19 protein-coding genes and 1 tRNA gene are annotated in these 17,952 nt (G+C 63.3%); 16 read left to right on the forward strand and 4 right to left on the reverse strand.

Annotated features, from left to right (window positions below):
• Positions 1-30: 30 nt before the first annotated feature.
• From PJ250_RS15840 to PJ250_RS15865, 6 genes are all read left to right on the forward strand, one after another.
• Positions 31-1,293, forward strand: coding sequence for a lipoprotein-releasing ABC transporter permease subunit (locus PJ250_RS15840; RefSeq protein ID WP_271645532.1), 1,263 nt, complete (start codon positions 31-33; stop codon positions 1,291-1,293).
• Positions 1,286-1,987 (forward strand): lipoprotein-releasing ABC transporter ATP-binding protein LolD, encoded by a 702-nt coding sequence (lolD, locus tag PJ250_RS15845; RefSeq protein WP_271645533.1) that lies wholly within the window; start codon positions 1,286-1,288, stop codon positions 1,985-1,987. The genes PJ250_RS15840 and lolD overlap by 8 nt, the downstream gene beginning before the upstream one ends.
• 61 nt (positions 1,988-2,048) lie before the next feature.
• A tRNA-Ala gene (locus PJ250_RS15850) sits at positions 2,049-2,124 on the forward strand.
• Positions 2,125-2,300: 176 nt separating this feature from the next.
• Positions 2,301-3,524, forward strand: a complete 1,224-nt coding sequence (locus PJ250_RS15855) for a tyrosine-type recombinase/integrase (RefSeq protein WP_271645535.1) — start codon at positions 2,301-2,303, stop codon at positions 3,522-3,524.
• Between the two features lie 152 nt (positions 3,525-3,676).
• Positions 3,677-5,011: a ParB N-terminal domain-containing protein gene (locus tag PJ250_RS15860; protein WP_271645536.1), complete on the forward strand. Its 1,335-nt coding sequence runs from the start codon at positions 3,677-3,679 to the stop codon at positions 5,009-5,011.
• Positions 5,012-5,014: 3 nt separating this feature from the next.
• Complete coding sequence (locus PJ250_RS15865; protein WP_271645537.1) at positions 5,015-5,875, forward strand: DNA adenine methylase; 861 nt, start codon at positions 5,015-5,017, stop codon at positions 5,873-5,875.
• 14 nt (positions 5,876-5,889) lie between these two features.
• On the opposite strand, the gene PJ250_RS15870 is transcribed toward PJ250_RS15865, so the two are convergent.
• Positions 5,890-6,318, reverse strand: a complete 429-nt coding sequence (locus tag PJ250_RS15870) for a hypothetical protein (protein ID WP_271645539.1) — start codon at positions 6,316-6,318, stop codon at positions 5,890-5,892.
• 39 nt (positions 6,319-6,357) lie between these two features.
• On the reverse strand, positions 6,358-6,684 hold the full coding sequence (gene yecR, locus PJ250_RS15875; RefSeq protein WP_271645540.1) for a YecR family lipoprotein: 327 nt from the start codon (positions 6,682-6,684) through the stop codon (positions 6,358-6,360).
• A 164-nt stretch (positions 6,685-6,848) separates the two neighbouring features.
• On the opposite strand from yecR, the gene PJ250_RS15880 reads away from it, so the two are divergent.
• From PJ250_RS15880 to PJ250_RS15920, 9 genes are all read left to right on the forward strand, one after another.
• On the forward strand, positions 6,849-7,106 hold the full coding sequence (locus PJ250_RS15880; protein WP_271645541.1) for a type II toxin-antitoxin system RelB family anti-toxin: 258 nt from the start codon (positions 6,849-6,851) through the stop codon (positions 7,104-7,106).
• Between the two features lie 140 nt (positions 7,107-7,246).
• Positions 7,247-8,116: a ParB/RepB/Spo0J family partition protein gene (locus PJ250_RS15885; protein WP_271645542.1), complete on the forward strand. Its 870-nt coding sequence runs from the start codon at positions 7,247-7,249 to the stop codon at positions 8,114-8,116.
• Between the two features lie 82 nt (positions 8,117-8,198).
• Positions 8,199-8,585: a helix-turn-helix transcriptional regulator gene (locus PJ250_RS15890; RefSeq protein ID WP_271645543.1), complete on the forward strand. Its 387-nt coding sequence runs from the start codon at positions 8,199-8,201 to the stop codon at positions 8,583-8,585.
• A 1,040-nt stretch (positions 8,586-9,625) separates the two neighbouring features.
• The gene (locus tag PJ250_RS15895) at positions 9,626-10,441 is read left to right on the forward strand and encodes an acyl-CoA dehydrogenase family protein (RefSeq protein WP_271645544.1); all 816 of its coding nucleotides are present in this window, start codon (positions 9,626-9,628) and stop codon (positions 10,439-10,441) included.
• Positions 10,429-11,187, forward strand: a complete 759-nt coding sequence (locus tag PJ250_RS15900) for a PIG-L deacetylase family protein (protein WP_271645545.1) — start codon at positions 10,429-10,431, stop codon at positions 11,185-11,187. The genes PJ250_RS15895 and PJ250_RS15900 overlap by 13 nt, the downstream gene beginning before the upstream one ends.
• Positions 11,184-11,786, forward strand: a complete 603-nt coding sequence (locus tag PJ250_RS15905; RefSeq protein ID WP_271645546.1) for a class I SAM-dependent DNA methyltransferase — start codon at positions 11,184-11,186, stop codon at positions 11,784-11,786. Before PJ250_RS15900 ends, PJ250_RS15905 begins: the two co-directional genes overlap by 4 nt.
• A complete protein-coding gene (locus tag PJ250_RS15910) occupies positions 11,783-12,472 on the forward strand; it encodes a glycosyltransferase family 2 protein (protein ID WP_271645548.1) in 690 nt (229 codons plus the stop codon). Before PJ250_RS15905 ends, PJ250_RS15910 begins: the two co-directional genes overlap by 4 nt.
• Before the next feature lie 115 nt (positions 12,473-12,587).
• A complete protein-coding gene (locus PJ250_RS15915) occupies positions 12,588-12,767 on the forward strand; it encodes a hypothetical protein (RefSeq protein ID WP_271645550.1) in 180 nt (59 codons plus the stop codon).
• A gap of 67 nt (positions 12,768-12,834) precedes the next feature.
• Positions 12,835-13,998, forward strand: a complete 1,164-nt coding sequence (locus PJ250_RS15920) for a zinc-dependent alcohol dehydrogenase (RefSeq protein WP_271645551.1) — start codon at positions 12,835-12,837, stop codon at positions 13,996-13,998.
• 231 nt (positions 13,999-14,229) lie between these two features.
• Here PJ250_RS15920 and PJ250_RS15925 read toward each other — a convergent pair whose 3' ends face one another.
• On the reverse strand, positions 14,230-14,760 hold the full coding sequence (locus tag PJ250_RS15925) for an Lrp/AsnC family transcriptional regulator (protein WP_271645553.1): 531 nt from the start codon (positions 14,758-14,760) through the stop codon (positions 14,230-14,232).
• Positions 14,761-14,908: 148 nt separating this feature from the next.
• Positions 14,909-15,988 (reverse strand): ribonuclease D, encoded by a 1,080-nt coding sequence (gene rnd, locus PJ250_RS15930; RefSeq protein WP_271645554.1) that lies wholly within the window; start codon positions 15,986-15,988, stop codon positions 14,909-14,911.
• An 85-nt stretch (positions 15,989-16,073) separates the two neighbouring features.
• Between rnd and PJ250_RS15935 the strand changes: the two genes are divergently transcribed.
• Entirely contained in the window at positions 16,074-17,945 is a 1,872-nt protein-coding gene (locus PJ250_RS15935) for a formylglycine-generating enzyme family protein (protein WP_271645555.1), read from the forward strand.
• The last annotated feature ends 7 nt before the right edge of the window (positions 17,946-17,952 follow it).

The following is a 17,952-nucleotide window of genomic DNA, read 5'->3' on the forward strand; positions in this document are numbered from 1 at the left end:
GCCCGATCACCTCGTCTTCCGCGGGACGCAATGTTCAAACCCATTTCTGTCGCCATCGGCCTGCGCTACCTGCGCGCCAAACGGCGCAACGGCTTCATCTCCTTCATCTCCATGGCCTCGATCATCGGCATCGCGCTGGGCGTGATGGTGCTGATCACCACGCTGTCGGTCATGAGCGGATTCCAGAAGGAGATCCGCGACCGCCTGCTGGAGATGACCGCCCACGCCACGGTGGAAACCGCCGGACAGCCGATGCAGCACTGGCAAGGCGCGGTGAAGCTGGCGATGGAAGACCCCCGCGTCGCCGGCGCGGCGCCCTACGTGGACAGCGAGAGCCTGCTGACAGGCAACGGGACCCAGAACATGGGGGCCATGGTGCGCGGCATCGTGCCGGTACAGGAAGCCCATGTCTCGGTGCTGGCCAAGAAGATGGACGCCGGTTCGGTCGATTCGCTGCAGCCGGGAAAGTTCAACATCCTGCTCGGCAGCGAGCTGGCCGCCTGGCTCAACGTGCGGGTCGGCGACAAGGTCACGGTGATCACCAAGAACATCCAGGGCTCGGTGGTCGGCGCATTGCCGCAGACCAAGCGCTTCACGGTGAGCGGGATCTTCACCGTGGGCTACAACGACATCGACAAGGGCATGGCCTTCGTCAACATGCAGGACATGCAGCGCCTGATGCGCATGGGTGATGGCGTGACTGGCGTGCGCCTGATGCTGCACGACATGGACCAGGCCTATGCGGTGGCGCGTGACCTGGCCGGGCACCTGCAAGAACTGGGTCCGTACCCGTATCGCATCCGTGACTGGAGCGAGGAAAACGCCAACCTCTACCAGTCGCTGAAGATGGAAAAGACCGTGATGGGCGTGCTGCTGTCGCTGATCATCCTCATGGGTGCCTTCACCCTGGTCAATTCGCAGGTGATGCTGGTCACCGACAAGCAGGCCGACATCGCCATCCTGCGCACATTGGGACTTACCCCGCGCGGGGTGATGCAGGTCTTCATGGTGCAGGGCTCGTTGATCGGGATCATCGGCACGGTGGTCGGCGTGATCAGCGGCATCGTGCTGACCATGAACCTGGAGCGGATCCTGGAATTGATCGAGCACACCTTCAACGTGGTGCTGCTGCCCTCGGACGTGTACTACATCACCGGCCTGCCGTACGTGCTGAATGCGCACGAGATCGTGGTGATTTCTCTCGTGGCCTTGACCATGAGCTTCCTGGCCACGCTGTATCCGGCCTGGCGCGCGGCCCGCACCGATCCGGCCGAGGCCCTGCGTTATGAGTGAGCCCATGCACGACAGCACCGTGATCCGCGCCGAGGCGCTGGCCAAGACCTACGCCGAGGGCAAGATGCGCACGCCGGTCTTCGACGGCCTGGGCCTGGCGGTGGAGGCCGGCGAAACCGTGGCCATTGTCGGAGCCTCCGGCGCGGGCAAGAGCACGCTGCTGCATCTGCTGGGTGGGCTGGATACGCCCACCTCGGGCGAGGTGTTCGTCGCCGGCCAGCGGATGTCCTCCCTGTCCAATGCCGCGCGCGGCAGGCTGCGCAACCGGTCGCTGGGCTTTGTCTACCAGTTCCACCACCTGCTGCCGGAGTTCACCGCGCTGGAGAACGTGATGATGCCGGTGGCGCTGGGCGGCGGCGACATGGCGCAGGCACGCGACCGCGCGGCCGCCTTGCTGGAGCACGTCGGCCTGGGGCATCGCCTGGAGCACAAGCCCGGCGAGCTGTCCGGCGGCGAGCGCCAGCGTGCCGCCGTCGCCCGTGCGCTGGTGAACAAGCCGGCCTGCGTGCTGGGCGACGAGCCCACCGGCAACCTGGACGAGAAGACCGCCGCCACCGTCTTCGAACTGATGCTCGAGCTCAATCGGTCGCAGAAGACCAGCCTGGTGCTGGTGACCCACGACCGCCGCCTGGCGTCCCGCCTGGACCGGACCCTGGAGCTGCATCAGGGACGTTTGCGGCCGCTGGCCGACTGAGCCGGTTCACCGGCGATGTTGGCAAGGCGCGCGCGCGGCCGGTAGAATGCGCGGGCCACGTGGGGCCATAGCTCAGCTGGGAGAGCGCGTCGTTCGCAATGACGAGGTCGGGAGTTCGATCCTCCCTGGCTCCACCATATTTCCGTCCTAGACGGTGCGACCAAGGCTGGAAAGTCCTGAAATCACAGGCTTTCCGGCCTTTTTCGTATCCAGAGCAGTCCAGCCCAGACCAGCCGAATCCGGCGGTAAGTGGCGGTAGATTTGGCGGTAGCCAGGGCACTCCCTTAGCCTGTTACCGTCAAGGAGCCGCCCAATGCCTCTCACCGATACCGCCATCCGCAAGGCGAAGCCCGCCGCCACGCCGCAGAAGCTGCGAGATGGCAACGGCCTGTACCTACTGCTACGACCTGATGGCGCACGCTGGTGGCGCTACGACTATCGCCGCCCTATCACGGGCAAGCGCAATACGATTTCATTCGGCACCTACCCGGAAGTGAGCCTTGCAGACGCACGCGAGAGGCTTGCAGAAGCACGCCGCCAGCTTGCAGCCAAGATCGACCCCGGCGAACAGAGGAAGGCCGTCAAGGCCGCTGGCGAGGCCGCAGCCGCCAACAGCTTCGAGGTCGTCGCCCGCGAATGGTTCGCCAAGCAGCAGAAGGAATGGAGCCCCCAGTACGCGGACAAGATCATCCGCCGTCTGGAGAGCGACATCTTCCCGTGGATCGGTACCCGCCCAGTTGGGGCCATCACTGCGCCAGAACTACTGAAGCATCTGGAGCGGATCGAGCAGCGCGGAGCCATCGAGACCGCCCATCGCGCCCTACAGACCTGCGGAGCGGTCTTCCGTTACGCCGTGAGGACTGGACGAGCCGACGGCGACCCGACCGGAGCCCTAAAGGGCGCGCTGACGCCCTGGCGCCCCATGCCATTCGCCGCCGCGACGACTCCGGCAGCGGCGACCGCCCTACTGAGGAAGATCGACAGCAGCACCAGCAGGCCGATTGTTCGGAGCGCGCTGCTCCTAGCCCCACTGCTGTTCGCCCGTCCCGGCGAACTTGTCCGCATGAGGTGGGCCGAGTTGTACTTGGATGTCGGCCAGTGGCGCTACTTCGTAACGAAGACCAAGCGCACCCACATCGCCGCGCTGTCCTCCCAGGCGGTGGAAATCCTGCGCGATCTACATCCCCTTACCGGGCGTGGTGAGTTCGTCTTCTCTGGCGGACGCGACCCGCGCAAGCACATATCCAGCAACGCCATCCTTGTAGCAGCACGACGCTGCGGCATCGAGAAGGGCGAAAGCACCATCCATGGCTTCAGGCACATGGCGAGCACGCTGCTCAATGAAATGGGCGGTTGGAACCCTGATGCAATCGAATCCGCGCTGACCCATAAGATGCCCGGAGTACGCGGCATCTATAACCAAGCGCAGTACCTAGACGAGCGCAAGAAGATGATGCAGACATGGGCAGATTGCCTTGATGCTCTGCGAGCAGAACCCGTTGACAAAATTGCAGGGCTCAAACGCAGAGCAGCGTAGCGGCCAGTCCGCCGACCTTGGAGTGCAACCGCTATGGACGGGGCTACCGAAGCGCGGTTTGCAGGCCTTATGATTGGGGCAAACGGACCATCTGGTGAGTTGACAAGACTCACCGCCACCGCATTAGGAATGCTGCGAGAAGGGGGGGATACATGGAATCAACGCGCCGTATAACTGTAGGCTTGGGGCAGCTCGACCTTGACGAATACAACCCTCGCCATGAGCCGGTGCAAGCCGAACGCGATGCCATTTCGATTCTCGTCGCGGACGAAAGGACTTTACCCTTAGCCAAGCACATCGCAAAACATGGTGCATTGAATCCGTTCCAGAACATCGGAGTTTTGCCGCATCCGACACTCGCTCGCCGCTACATCGTTGTAGAAGGTAATCGTCGAGTGGCTGCGCTGAAGATGCTGAACGACCCCACTAAGGCACCCGACGACGAGACACGTCGGGTAATCGAACGCGCACGAGCGAACGGAACTATTCCTGGCGGCCGCGTTGAGGTAGTCCTGTGCAGTGGCGAAGAAGAAGCCCATTTATGGAAAACGGTTCAACATCAAGGCCAGCAAGGCGGCATAGGTACGCGCCAATGGAACAGCAAACAGAAAACCCGAAATGCTCAGGCACTGGGAAAATCTCATCCCAACGCGCAGTCTGAGCAACTCCTGGCCTACGCGAAGGATCGCGGGTTACTCCCGGAAAATGATCTGGACGCCATCAAGATCACTACCATCACGCGATTCCTCAAAAACGCCGCACTCCGCAGTCAGATGGGGATTGCATCACGCCCTGATGCACTTGAAATTCATGTTGACCAATCGCAGTTCGACCGCGTCGCCACACAGTTCCTCAAGGACTCGATTGGACGAGGAGCTAAAGTCAATTCCCGCGCCAATGCACCAGAAATCGAGACCTACGCAGCCGGCTTGAAGGCAGGTGGATTTGCCCCGGCCACTTACGTGGATGAGCCATACTCCCCGCGCGCATCCCGAGCAGCCAGCAAAAGTCCCGCCCGTAGAAGAGCGCAACCGCACCCCGCTGACCGCGCCAAGGTCGTGCCTCCAATTTTCGTACCTCACTTTAAAGACAATCGCCTCGCCAGATTGTTCGTTGAACTGCGCAGCATCGATGCCGACCAATTTCCATACGCAGCTGCGTACCTATATCGCGCATTCTTAGAGACGCTGATTAAGCGATTCGCCATCAAGAAGGGCACGCCTGTTTCTGGCGACCTGGATGCATGGATGAAGGGCGTGTATCAGCACCTATTGAATGACGCCGCCCTTATCGCAACCCATGGAAAATCATCACTGAAGAACCGGCTTCATCCATTCTATTTGGCGGCATACCAACAGGATCATCGTAATAGCGCCAAGTACTTGGGCACACTGGTACATGGGGCAGTATTACCCACTAAAGCCGACCTCATTACCAACTGGGATGATCTGGATTTTCTGTGGCCGCTGCTTGTGGAAGGCCTGTAGCACATGCCAGTTACTGTCACCCCTCTTCGCTATCCTGGCGGCAAGTCACAGCTAATGCCGCTTCTGGTTGAAATATTGCGTGCAAACCAGCTGTTTCACTGCACCTACATTGAACCGTTCGCGGGCGGATGTGGACTTGCACTAGGACTACTACTAGAAGGCAAGGTCGCCCGACTTCATATCAACGACATTGATCCATCCATCCATGCTTTTTGGCATAGCGTCCTATACAAGACGGATGCCCTGCTAGATCGCATGTGGCGTACACCTGTCACCATAGAAGAATGGCATCGCCAGCGGCGCATCCAGACGGATGGGCGATCCTCAATGCTTACCCTTGGCTTTTCTACGCTATTCCTCAATCGTACAAATCGCTCCGGCATTCTCAAGGCTGGCGTGATCGGCGGATTATCGCAGCAGGGCAATTATCTGCTTGACTGCCGATTCAATAAGAATGATCTTGAACGAAAGATCGTTGAGATTTCTCAGTACAGAAATGCCATCGAACTCACGTCATTGGATGCGCTAGAACTAGTCGGTTCGCTGCAAAAAAAATACGGTGAACATACACTAGTTAATCTTGACCCCCCCTACTACAAACGCGGGCCCGAGCTATACACAAGCTTCTATGAGCATAATGATCATGCTTCATTAGCCTTCATGGTGCAGAAGCTCAAGCTGCCGTGGATGGTGACATACGATGACTGCGAGGCTATCCGCAATCTGTACGCTGAATCTTATTGCCAAACTATACCACTTCGATATAGCGCTCAAGAGAAGCGAAAAGCCACGGAACTACTAATAACGCCCCACGCACTTGCACTTCCGCTTGATTTTGCCTCAGAAAGAAGCCGGGCCGCCTAGTAATCGGCGGCCCTTCAATATCTTCGCATCTGAGAACCACCTATTGCCCGATGCAATAGAGCGAATGAATCGCGAGCACGCACAAGCCCCAGCCTTATTTCCGTGATGGCTTCCACAGGTTTATCCATGAAGTAAGCCACGTCTTCTGGTGATCCGATCATGCCTTCCAATACCTCAAGCTGCGTGCCGGCGATTAGTGAGTTTGCCACCTTGCCGTAACTGAGGGAGTCTGCGACGCTCTTGAGGCAGATTGCAATAAAGTAGATTTTCTCTGCAGCATCGGCCCCTGCTTTCGCAGCGACGAAATCCGCTTTGGACTTCACTGCGGAAGCAAGCACCTCCACCGCACTAATACTTTGACGGAATCTCCAGAAGCCCCAGAGGTAGCGCGCAAGCCAAAGGCCCGCTGCGCATATTGCCACTGTTCCTATGAACTCAAGCATTGCGCCTCCTGCGTCAACGGCATCTGTATCGTTTGGCGGCTACTGCTGACCGGGAGAGCCGGTGCACTGGAACTCGACTGTGACGCGCCTTGATCCGCAGTTTCCGAAGCCTCGGCGCGACAGGCACTCGGTGCTTTGCGATCCGAAAGGCTCCGCCGCTCTGTAGCCCCAGTTCTTGCACTTCTGCTCAGCAAGCTGGATTGCCTGCTGCTCGCTCATGTCGGGACGTTGGAACTCGTTGCGCTCGTACGAAAGCGCGACAACGCCGTCGGCCCGGCTGGCCTTGGTAACAAGCCAATCCGCATGAGTGGCGCACGCACTAAGAAGAAGCGCGGCCCCGGCCACGCTGCAAAGCTTCAACTTCATTGCTGACCCCCTTTTCCAGGATTTGTTGCGCAGGCGAGCGCTGACTGCGCTCGGATCGGATGATAAGGCGACCACGACCAAAATGTCACTTATAGAGGGTGAACTCATAGGGCGTGGCCCGATAGAGGGTGCACCGGCATCGTTTCCCAAAGCAGGAGGAAGCGATGCCCACAGATCCGCGTGTCCTGTTCGGACTGCGACTAGCCGAGGTCAGACGAGCCCGAGGACTCTCCCAAGAGCGCCTCGCGCTGGAGAGTGGGATTGCGCGCAGCTACCTGGGTGGCGTCGAGCGCGGGCAGCGCAACATTGCGCTGTTAAACATCCACCGCCTCGCCGAGGCACTGGGCGTACCTCCGGCCTCTTTGCTAGAGCCTCCATCCGAGGACAAACAAGCGAGCGGCGCCCCCCCCCGACCTCTCTAACTAGCTGATTTATATAGGCAGAGCGTTTTGGTACCCATACGACAGAGAAAAGCTCTCTCGTCGGCGCGCCTAGCCTAGGAAAAATCTGCTCCACGATGCCTACGTATGCGCGTCTCCCGTGACCTAACATGGAGACAGCAATGAATTACGACGCCACGCTTGAGCAATTCAGGCGCACCCCTCAGCAGCTTCTACCCACCGGCGACGTTCGGCTCGCTGACGCTTTGCAGCCCAGGGTGGCCCGCATCGTTCCGATTCGGGATAAGGGCCGGATTGAGCAGAGCCGCGAGCAGCACATCGCCACCCTTCGACTAGCGCTAGAAGTATCGGAACAGACACAACTTGACCCGGTGTGGATAGCGGACATCGGGCATGCAGAGCCTGTAGCCCCCGGCTTGTACCTAGTAGACGGACACCATCGCCTGACCGCCTATAGACAGGCTCGTCGAGATGCGATTCCCGCGAGCATTTTGCCGATGGACTGGCATGCCGCCGTCACCGTCTCGAAGCTGGTGAACTGCACTGGCAGATCGCTCGCCCTTCACAATGAGCAGCGCCGCGATGCGGCTTGGCAGTACCTTGCGATCCTGACACACCGAGGCGCCAACGAGCTTCCAAGGGGCGAGTCGTTACGCTCGGTCGCAGGCCGATTTGGCATCAGCAAGAACACAGTCAGCAGCATGCTGGCTTATTTGCCCCGCGTGGTCCCTACGGAGTTCAATTCACTGGCAATTGATCCTGGCACTGGCTGGCCGAGGTGGCGATGCGTGCGGGAGGCCAACAGCCCGTGGCAGACCAGCTTGCCCAGCTCTGACCAGCAGCAGCTAGACCGGGATGCGGAGAGGGTCGCGCGCAATATCGTCAAGCTGGTGGATGGCTCATCCCCAGCCGTACGTGCCAGGGCACTTGAGATGCTGGCAAACGACGAGGTGAGTGCCACCGACCAACTTGCGTCGGTGGAACTGCTCGTTCGCTTCAGCCCTGCACCATGTCTGCCCTGTCCCAATTGACCCACACGCTGTCCCAGCGCAACTAGCTCATCTGGACACCTGACAGCCCGGACCCGCGCTCGGCCGCCTTGCCGGCGGAAGAGTGCACCAGATTTTGTTGCGCAATTGCGCGGTACCCACTCCAACCACTGAAGGCTCCGTCGCCCCCGTGCCTCTCCATCAGACGGGGCCGGCGTCACCTACCAAAGGCTCGCTGCGCACCTGTGCAGCGGGCCTTTCTCATTTCAAGGAAGCCATGACAACTCAAACACAGACGACACTGTCGTATCACTTCATGCGCTTGCCCGAGGTCATCGCTACCGTCGGCGTGAGCAAGTCCACACTCTATGCCTGGACGGCTGCGGGCAAATTCCCGAAGCCAGTACAATTCCCTGGCGGCAACATCGCTGCCTGGGTGTCCACTGAAGTGGCGGCATGGATGGGCGCAGCGGTCACCGCGCGCGATGCCGGCCATAGCCTAGCCGCCTGACGTTGGCGGTAACTCTGGCGGTAACATCCAAGACGACAACCAAACAATCCCTTGCATTACAGCAAGTTGCAGCTATTATTTTGGAGACCCTGGCCCACCACGATTCAAGACAAAGCCGCCTTCGGGCGGCTTTGTTTTTTCAATGACTTAGCGTCTTTGATCGATGTTCTGGCGTGGACAGTGGCAGGACCAGGCTGATCCGCAGCCGAGCCCGCTTCGTCGAATGCTCCCGTTCTTGCACTTTCCGTGCACTTCGGAAACTCGCCCCGGGAATGCCGGGTGCCCTGACGAAGCGGGTCGTCGCTGGCGCGGGCCCGAGCCGGCGCACCTGAGAGATCCACGAGGGACCCGCTGTTTAGTGGCATCCGAGCGGACACAGCCTCGGTGGTCACCTGGGCGTGCGGGAAACGGCGGACTTTGGAGTTAACAGCGCATCTTTTGCTCTACCAAGCGAGGGATATGGCCTGGCAGACCGTCGCGGAGTGCGTTCAGGCAGCGGGGCTGGTCTGGCCAAGAAGCAGAAAGCCGGCATCAGGCTTCAGGGCTCCCTCGGTGAGCCATACGAAGGCCGGCCAAGGCTCGACCTAACAAGCGGAGCAAACGCGCTGCGGCGGCTGAAACAGGCCTGTTCTGCGCTGCCTTGATGCAGTGCGTCCGAATCGACGCGGCAAGGATGGGGGCTGATCGGCTTGCACAGCCGATGCATGTGGCCACGACGTTGCCGAAACTGAGAAGGCCGCCTTCGGCGGATCGGGATCGGGATGGAGCCACCTGCACGGCGCGCCTGCATGTGGCTGCATCGTGTGAGGATCGGCGGCGATTTGGCTCACACCTGATTACGGAAGCGTCCCTAGCTTCGATCCATGACTAGGACAACGCTTTCGTCCGAGCGCGTGGGGACCGCGCGCCCGGGCTTTCCCTCGCTGTCAGACCGAGTGCGGCAAGCGGTGCATTCGGTTCGTGACTTGCCCAGGCCCGGGGGTGGCGACACCTTGGGTCGCTGGCGTGCTCTAAGCGCATGGGGCGCCGAAAGCTTGCCGTTGGCCAAGATCCTGGAAGCGCATTACGACGCCCTCGCGATCCTCCAGGAAGCAGGAGAGCCTCTGGCGCCGCCCGGCACGGTGTGGGCGGTTTGGGCAGCAGGTGGCCCTGACGATTCGGTCCAGTTCGACGCAGGACGTGGGATCGTCAGCGGGATCAAGCCCTGGTGCAGCGCGGATGAGGCGGTGGTGACCCACGCGCTGGTCACTGTCCAAAGCGGGGCCAGCCGGCCGCTTTGCGCCGTCGCGCTCGAATCGCGTCACTTCCGGTTGAACGCCCACGAATGGCACGGCCCGGGGATGCGAGACGTTCCTACGGGGCAAGGGCGGTTCAGCGCCGCGCCCGCGCGCCTTGTGGGCGATGCAAGCTTTTACCTGGATCGACCGGGCTTCTGGCACGGCGGCGCCGGGATCGCCGCGTGTTGGTATGGCGCAGCGGCCGCCATCGCCAGCCGCGTCCGCGATTCCAATCGGGTCGCAAACAATCCTTTTTTCGCCGCACATCTGGGCGCGATGGACGAAGGGCTGACCGCCGCCCGCCTCATGCTCCATCACTTGGCTGGAGCCATCGATCGAAACCCGAGCGACAGCCACCGCCTGGCTGTCACCCGGCTGCGTTGCTTCGTGGATCGGATCTGCCGCGATGTCATGGAGCGTGCGGCCCTTGCACTGGGTCCGGCGTCGCTCTGCACCGATGCCGAGCACGCGCAGCGCTGCGCTGACCTTGCCGCCTTCATACGTCAGTGCCACGGCCAGCGCGACGAGCAGTGGATGGGCGAAGCCCTGCATCAGGACGGCAGCGAATGGGCGCTTTGAGAGGCGAGCGGATCGAGGGGCAGGGCGTGGATGAGGCGCAATGGGCGGCCTCGCGCCAGCTTGCCGCCCTCAAAAGCGTCACCCCGGACGCGTTGCTCGGCGATGCCAAGCGGCTGGTGGTCGTGGCTCCGCATCCGGACGACGAAGTGCTCGGCTGCGGTGGCTTCATGGCGCTTGCCCACCAGGCAGGCCTGCACGTCCTGGTGATATCCGTCACCGATGGAGAGGCTGCCTATCCGACCGAAACCGCCTGGCCGCCGGAACGGTTGGCCAGGGTGCGCCAGGCCGAGTTGATCACCGCGCTGGCGGCGCTGGGGATCGCGGAAGGCAGCATCGAGCGGCTCGACGCGGGCGACGGCGAGATTGGAGGGCAGGCCAGTGAGGTGGCCACGCGTTTGGCGCAGATCTTCGTTCCATCCGACCTGGTGCTGGTGACCTATTCGCGCGATGGGCATCCGGACCACGAAGCGTGCGCCGACGCCGCAGCCGATGCGGCGTCGCGATGCGGGGCGCGGCTCGTGCAATACCCGGTCTGGGCATGGCATTGGGACGATCCCGAGAACAGCTCGTTTTTGGATGCGGCGGTCCGACTGCCGCTTCCGGAAGCCACGCACCAGGCCAAATCGAAGGCCATCAAGGCCTTCGAATCGCAGACCGGTCACATCAGCCCCGCGCCTGGGTCTCCCGTCCTTCCCCCCTGGGCCCTGGCTCGGTTTCAGCGCCCGTTTGAGGTCTTCATCCGATGAACGCGCAAGAAAGAGCGGACTACTTCGACACGATCTACCAGCAGCAGGATCCGTTCGGATACGGCACCAGATGGTATGAATCGCGAAAGCGCGACATCTTGCTGGCCACCCTCCCACGTGCCGGATTTGCCCGAGCCTGGGAGCTGGGCTGCTCCAATGGCGAGACCACGCGCGGGCTCGCGGCCCGCTGCCAGACCCTGCTGGCCACGGATATGTCGGGCGAGGCGGTCGCGCAAGCCGCGCAACGGGTTGGCGCGCGCAGCAACGTGGAGATCGTGCAAGCGTGCCACCCCCAGCAGTGGCCCCACGGCAGTTTCGATCTCATTGTCGTGAGCGAGGTCGGCTATTACCTCCAGCCCGATGAACTGAAAGATCTGGTGGAGCGTGTGGAAGACAGTCTCACGCCGGAGGGCCTGCTGGTGGCCTGCCACTGGAAGCATGCGTTCGAGCAAGCCCACCAGGATGGCTTGGCCGTGCATCACTGCATTGGACACCTGCTATCGCTTCCGCTGGCCTACCGCTACGAGGACAACGACTTCCTCTTGGAAGCCTGGACAGCCCATCCCCTTTCGGTGGCCCAGCAGGAAGGCTTGAGGTGATTGGCGTCATCATTCCCGCCCACAACGAGGCCGAGTGCATCCAGGCCTGTTTGGCGTCGATCGGGGCCGCCATCGCGCATCCCAGACTCCACGAACGCGTGCAAGTCATTGTCGCCGTGGACCGATGCTGCGATGCGACTGCGGCGATTGCGATGTCCATGGGCGCGGCGATCGTGGACGTGGCGGCGCCAGGCGGCGTGGGCGCAGCCCGCGCAGCAGCGGCTGCCAAGGCCTTGGAACTTGGCGCGGATTGGTTGGCCGTGACCGATGCCGATTCGCGGGTGCCCGACGATTGGCTGGTTGGCCAGAGAAACACAGGCGCAGATGCCTTCTGCGGGATTGTCGAGGTTGAGGATTGGCTGGATTTCCCCGACGCCGTGCGCCTGGCTTTTGCTCACACCCAGGCGCGAGGCGTGGGGCACGGCCGGATCCACGGCGCAAACATGGGCGTCAGCGCCGCGATGTACAGCAAGTGCGGCGGGTTCCCTCTACTTGGATGTAACGAGGACGTCGGGCTGATCCGAGCCTTGGAGGCGCAATGCGCGCGGATCGCTTGGGCATCCGAACCGGTGGTGTGGACGAGCGCTCGCAGGAGCGCCCGCGCGCGTGGCGGCTTTGCTGACTTTCTCAAGACACTGGAGGCCGCCCAGATGCCGACGCTCAATGCTTCGACCCAGCCCATGTAAGGAGTAGCGCCATGAAGACCAGGAAATCGATGTCGAAATAAAGCGCAACGAAGCGCCGGCGGAAACCTTCCGCGCCAGCGCTTTCCCTTTCGGTCCCGCTCATAAGGAGAAACACGTGAACACGCCGACAACCGAACCCAACGACCACAGCGATCAGTCAAAGGGTCACACCCCAGACAAGGTTCTCAACGACGAAGAGGCCTTGAAGAAGAAGCGCGACAACCCGGACGATCCCGACCGACCCAAGGTCGATCCCGAGCACGATTACGCCGATCCAAGCGGTCAGCGCGATTGAGCGACTCCTTTTGCGCATCCCCTTGCGCCTGGATGGCGGCGACCGTCCTCAAACTTAGGAACATCCAATGAAGGCATTGACCTACCACGGATCGAAAGACGTTCGGGTCGAAACGGTCCCCGATCCCACGCTTGTCGAGTCAGACGACATCCTGCTCCGCGTCACCGCCACGGCCATCTGCGGCTCGGACCTTCATCTCTTTCATGGAAAGATCCCCGAAACCAAGCACGGGGACATTTTCGGCCACGAATTCATGGGGATCGTGGAAGACGCGGGCTCCGGGGTCTCGACGGTCAAGAAGGGAGACCGCGTGGTGATCCCCTTCGTGATTGCGTGCGGCAAGTGTTTTTTCTGCGAGAACGATCTCTTCGCGGCGTGCGAAACCACCAATCCCGATGAAGGCGCGAGCCTGCGCAAGCGGTCCAAGATGACACCGCCAGCGGCGCTCTTTGGCTATTCCCACCTTTATGGGGGCGTGCCGGGCGGCCAGGCGGAGTATGTGCGGGTTCCGAAAGCCAACGTCGGCCCGTTCGTGGTGCCCGGCAGCCTGGCCGATGAAAAGGTGTTGTTCTTGTCTGACATCCTGCCGACCGGCTACCAGGCCGTTCTCAATGCCAAGGTCAAGCCGGGGTCGACCGTTGCGATTTTCGGAGCAGGTCCGGTGGGCCTGATGGCGGCCGCGTGTGCCCGGATGCTTGGCGCAGAGCAGATCTTCATGGTCGATTCGGAGAAGTACCGCCTGGATTTCGCAGCTTCCACCTACGGCGTCATTCCGATCAATTTCGACGATGGCGACCCTTCGGAGCTGATTCTGGAGAAGACCCACGGACGCGGTGTCGCTGCCTCGATCGATGCCGTCGGGTTTGAAGCCAAGGGCAGTGCCACGGAGACGTTACTGGGCACGCTGAAGCTCGAAACAAGCTCGGGCGAAGTGTTGCGACAGTGCATTACGGCGACCCGTCGTGGCGGCGTCGTCAGCGTTCCGGGCGTCTATGCCGGCTTCATTCATGGCTTCCTGATTGGTGATGCCTTCGACAAGGGGCTGACCTTCGCCCTCGGCCAGACGCATGTGCACAAGTATCTGCCCGAGCTGCTTGAGTTCATCGAAAACGGAGACCTTGCGCCGGACATCATTATTTCCCACCGCATGAAACTGGCCGAAGCCGCCGAGGGCTACAAGCTCTTCGACGAGAAGAAGGACGACTGCCGCAAAGTGGTCCTGACGCCTTGAGTTGGCGTCAGCGGCGTTGGGAATGACTGCGCCGCAGAATGCGTGCGTCCAACGCAGGCAGGCACGTTGAAGCTAGCGAGTTCGGCGGCATGGAGCCAACACCTGCGTGGCCAATCTGTCGTATCGGCTGGATGAGGAAGCCGATACGATGGCGCTACAGCAGCTCAATGCCATCCATCAAAGGTGCGCCGGTCTGCTGTCCGGGCACGGTGCATTCCGGCCCGGGGTTGCTTAGTCGCCCGGTAGTGTCAGATCTGCAGGGGGCGCGCCGTCCGGGGCCTTGATTTCCTTGGTCACCACGTAGGTGTAGTAGCGCGCGATCCCGATCTCCTCGCTCAGCAGGCCCTCCATGAATTGCTGGTAGTGGTCGATATCGCGGCAGTGGATCATCGCGATGTAGTCGATGCCGCCACCGGTGGCGTAACAGAACGCCACCTCCGGCGCCTGGGCCATGCGCGCGGCGAAACGGCGCATGGCATCACCTCCGTGCATGCCCAGTTCGATCTGCACCAGGACCTGGCTGGTGCGGAACATCCGCTGCCAGTCGATCACCGCCTGGTAGCCCCGGATCAACCCGCGCTCTTCCAGCTTGCGGACCCGCTCCCAGGTCGCGCCGACCGAAAGGTTGACCGAGGCCGCCAGATTCGACTTGGTGACTCGCGCGTCGCTGGACAACACGCGCAGGATCTTCAGGTCGTAGCGATCCAGCCGCAGCGGAGCAGCGGAGCCGGGAGAGGGCGGTGTCGGGCGAGAGCTGGACATGAGGGCGTCGGTCAGGGGCCGAACATTGCGTTCGGTCCCCCCGGGCTCGGGCGGGCCTGCGCAGGCGGGGGGTGTGGCGTGGCGCGGAGGAAGGCGCGTGACATGGCGATTGGGGCGCAGCGCCCCTGTGCGTCCCGTACCCGCAGACTCAGCGCTGTGACAGCAGGGGCGCCAGCACCGGTTCAAGATGCTCGCGACGCCAGCCCGACAGCGCCGCCGGCCACTCGCCGCGCTCCATTAGCGCTTCCAGCCAGCGCCGCGACGCGAGGATGCCATCGGGCAGCTCCAGCTCGGCTGAAGTCCTGGAGACGGCGTCCTGCAGTTTCTTGAGGCGGTTGCGGTCGCTGTCGCTGGCCTTGGCCAGCGGCGCCTGGTCCTCGTCGGGCAGCGACGTATCCAGCGCCGTCCAGATCGGATCGGCGAGCTTGCGCGGCGCCTTGGGCAGGGTCTCGAAGAGCTTGGCCAGGGCCTCGCGGGTGGCCGGGGGCGTGCGCGCGAGGGTGGCGGCCAGCTCGTTGTCCAGGATCCAGCTCTTGGGCCGGTCGCTGCTGCGGGCCTGGGCTTCGCGCCAACGCAACAGGCGCAACAGACGCCGTTGCGCGGCGGCATCGAGGAACTGGGCGCTGCGCATGGACAGGTGTGGCCAGCGCTCGCCGTTGTCCTCGCTGGCCTGGGCGACCATGCGTGCGCAGTCGGCTTCCAACCAGGCGCTGCGCCCGCGCGCCTGCAGGCGGGAGGAGAGGGTCTCGTACAGTGCGCCCAGGTGGGTTACATCGTCGGCGGCGTATTCCAGCTGGGAGGCGCTGAGGGGACGCTTGAGCCAATCCGAACGGGTCTCGCCCTTGGACAGGGTGACGCCGGTGATCTCGGCCACCAGCTTCTGGTAGCCCATGCCGCCGGCCAGGCCGGACAGCGCCGCGGCGATCTGGGTGTCGAAGATCGGACTTGGCAGCACGCCGCAGGCGCAGCGCAGGGCGATCAGGTCCTCACTGGCGCTGTGCATCACCTTGACCACGCCGGTGTCGGTCAGCAGGGGGGCGAGTGCCTCGCACATCCCGGGGACCAGTGGATCGACCAGCAGCGTGGTGTCGCCGATCGCGATCTGGACCAATGCTAGCTGCGGCCAGAAAGTCTTTTCGCGGATGAATTCGGTATCCAGTCCCACCCAGGCGGGCAGCGTCTGCAGGTGCGCACGCAGCGCGTCGGGGGTGTCGATCCAAAGGGGCACGCGGGTCTCGAGTGGTGAATGCGGGGTTTGCCGGGTCAGGCGACAATAGCCTAACGTCCTTTGTCCGCCGGGACCCGGAAACATGATGGGAGGCACATTGCGGTACATCGCCCCGGGGCTGATCCTGCTGCTGCTGGCGGCCTGTGGCGAACGCCCGCAGGCCGTGGCGCCGGTCTCTTCGCCGCAGGCCTCGCCTGCCGCGCTGGTGACGACCTCGCGCACGCCCAGCGTCACCGTGCGCGACGACGACACCACCGATGCCGGCCTGAACTGGGATGCGCCGCAGGTGGAGATCGCCGACGACGCGGTCCGCCAGGCCCGACGCGACGCCGCCGCGGCGCTGCGTGCGGGAGATCTTTTCGAACAGCCGCGCGATGCGATCCCGCTGTATCTGGCCCTGTTGCGGCGCAATCCGGAGGACAAGGTCGCCAGTCGCGGACTGGCGCGTGCGGCCACCGCGCTGCTGGCCCAGGGTGCCAAGGCGGTGGCCGCGGCGGAGAACGATTCCGAGGCACTGGCCCGGGCGGTCAGGATCGCCGCGGTGGTGCGCACGGTCCTGCCGGACGACCCGCGCACCGATCCGTTCCTGTCCCAGGTCGACCTGGCCGAGCAGCTCGCCCGGCTCAACGCCACCGGAGAGAGCCAGTTGCGCCAGGGGATCCTGGGCGAGGCAGGAGGAGACGGCGCACTGACCACGTTCCGCAACGTGCTGCAGCTCGCGCCGGGACAGGCGCGGGCCACCCAGGGCATGGCGGCCACCGAGAGCGCCTTCATCGGACGCGCCGAGGCAGCCGCGCGGGCGTCGGATTTCGATGCGGCAGCGCGCTGGCTGGGGCTGGCGGCCAGCATCCGCAAGGACGCCCCGACCGTGGCCGATGCGCAGGCCCGGATCGAGCAGGAGCGCGCACGACAGATCGCGGCCCTGCGTGATGCGGGGCTGGCCGAACTGGGCACCCCCATGGGGCTGAAGAGCGCGCGGGAGAAACTGGCGGCCGCGCTGCGTATCGCCCTGCCGGGCGACCCGGTCGCCGCCGAGCTGCGCCAGCGCATCGACCTGGCCACCCATTACGGTCTGTTCCGTCCCGGACAGGCCTTCACCGATGCGATGTCCTCCGGTGGCCGCGCGCCGACCATGGTGGTGGTGCCGCACGGTGGCTTCCGCATGGGCGCCGAGGACGACGAGCCTGGCGCCAGCGACGCGGAGAAGCCGGCGCATTACGTCCGCTTCGATCGTGGCTTCGCGGTCTCGCGCACGCCGGTGACGGTGGCCGAGTTCCGGCGCTTCGTCCAGGCCACCGACTACCGCGCCCGTGCCACCCGGCGCGGGCATTCCATCGTCTACGACGAGCGCAGCGGCAACTTCGTGCGCCGCAGCGGGGTGGACTGGCAGTCCGGCTACGACGGCAGCAAGGCCGCCGACGACATGCCGGTGATCCATGTCAGCGTGCGCGATGCCGAGGCCTACGCCGACTGGCTGGCCGAGCAGACCGGGCGCGGCTATCGCCTGCCCAGCGAGGCGGAGTTCGAGTACATCCTGCGTGCCGGCAGCCAGGGGCGCTATCCGTGGGGCAATCAGTCGCCGCCTCCGGAGGGGGTAGCCAACCTGACCGGGGGCAACGATGCCTCGCCCAGCGGGCGCCACTGGGCCAACGCGTTCTTCGGCTATGGCGATGGGTACTGGGGACCGTCGCCGGTGGCGACCTTCAAACCCAACGCGTGGGGCCTGTACGACGTGGGCGGCAACGTGAGCGAATGGGTCGCCGACTGCTGGCATGCCAGCTTCCGCCGTGCCCCGGACGATGGCGTGGCGTGGTTCAATCCCGGCTGCCGGGCCCGTGTGGTCCGGGGAGGAGCCTGGGCCAGCTCGCCGCAGCAGTCACGCGCGGCCTGGCGCGGCTCGCAGGACTCGGACATGACCAGCGCCCGCGTCGGCTTTCGCGTGGTGCGCGGAATCTAGGGGAATC

Origin of the sequence: Pseudoxanthomonas sp. JBR18, assembly GCF_028198165.1 — a bacterium.
GTDB lineage: Bacteria > Pseudomonadota > Gammaproteobacteria > Xanthomonadales > Xanthomonadaceae > Pseudoxanthomonas_A.

Bases quoted from the DNA above. Each gene is read 5' to 3' on its own strand.
- lolD (WP_271645533.1), top strand. From the start codon at position 1,286: ATGAGTGAGCCCATGCACGACAGCACCGTGATCCGCGCCGAGGCGCTG.
- PJ250_RS15920 (WP_271645551.1), top strand. From the start codon at position 12,835: ATGAAGGCATTGACCTACCACGGATCGAAAGACGTTCGGGTCGAAACG.
- PJ250_RS15905 (WP_271645546.1), top strand. From the start codon at position 11,184: ATGAACGCGCAAGAAAGAGCGGACTACTTCGACACGATCTACCAGCAG.
- PJ250_RS15935 (WP_271645555.1), top strand. From the start codon at position 16,074: ATGGGAGGCACATTGCGGTACATCGCCCCGGGGCTGATCCTGCTGCTG.
- yecR (WP_271645540.1), bottom strand. From the start codon at position 6,684: ATGAAGTTGAAGCTTTGCAGCGTGGCCGGGGCCGCGCTTCTTCTTAGT.
- PJ250_RS15865 (WP_271645537.1), top strand. From the start codon at position 5,015: ATGCCAGTTACTGTCACCCCTCTTCGCTATCCTGGCGGCAAGTCACAG.
- PJ250_RS15885 (WP_271645542.1), top strand. From the start codon at position 7,247: ATGAATTACGACGCCACGCTTGAGCAATTCAGGCGCACCCCTCAGCAG.
- PJ250_RS15925 (WP_271645553.1), bottom strand. From the start codon at position 14,760: ATGTCCAGCTCTCGCCCGACACCGCCCTCTCCCGGCTCCGCTGCTCCG.
- PJ250_RS15900 (WP_271645545.1), top strand. From the start codon at position 10,429: ATGGGCGCTTTGAGAGGCGAGCGGATCGAGGGGCAGGGCGTGGATGAG.
- PJ250_RS15860 (WP_271645536.1), top strand. From the start codon at position 3,677: ATGGAATCAACGCGCCGTATAACTGTAGGCTTGGGGCAGCTCGACCTT.
- PJ250_RS15840 (WP_271645532.1), top strand. From the start codon at position 31: ATGTTCAAACCCATTTCTGTCGCCATCGGCCTGCGCTACCTGCGCGCC.
- PJ250_RS15855 (WP_271645535.1), top strand. From the start codon at position 2,301: ATGCCTCTCACCGATACCGCCATCCGCAAGGCGAAGCCCGCCGCCACG.
- PJ250_RS15880 (WP_271645541.1), top strand. From the start codon at position 6,849: ATGCCCACAGATCCGCGTGTCCTGTTCGGACTGCGACTAGCCGAGGTC.
- PJ250_RS15870 (WP_271645539.1), bottom strand. From the start codon at position 6,318: ATGCTTGAGTTCATAGGAACAGTGGCAATATGCGCAGCGGGCCTTTGG.